This is a genomic window from Phormidium sp. CCY1219, assembly GCF_035615515.1.
GTDB lineage: Bacteria > Cyanobacteriota > Cyanobacteriia > Cyanobacteriales > Laspinemataceae > CCY1219.
The window spans coordinates 1-219 of record NZ_JAJENT010000490.1; the positions used below are offsets into that span (position 1 = coordinate 1).

1 protein-coding gene is annotated in these 219 nt (G+C 44.7%); it reads right to left on the reverse strand.

The genetic code is table 11. From position 1 onward, the window contains the following. Nucleotides 1-219, reverse strand: a 219-nt coding sequence (locus LKK83_RS12800; protein WP_324631536.1) for a group II intron maturase-specific domain-containing protein, incomplete at both ends; no start/stop codon positions are given.

The window sequence follows — 219 nt, forward strand, 5'->3', positions numbered from 1 at the left end:
TGGACACTGCTGTTGAGTAGTAGTTGCTCCAACCTCTGATGACCGGGTTGAGGTGTCTTATTAGTCCCTCTTGCGGTACTGCTCTGTGGGAGTCTACTATTTCCTTAAGTTTTTCGTAGTGGGTTTTGATGGCTTTTTTGCTGGGTTTGATGATGGTTTTGAAGCCTAGTGGATTGCCATGCGTGTCCTTTCCGGTCTTATATTTTCCGACTTGATATT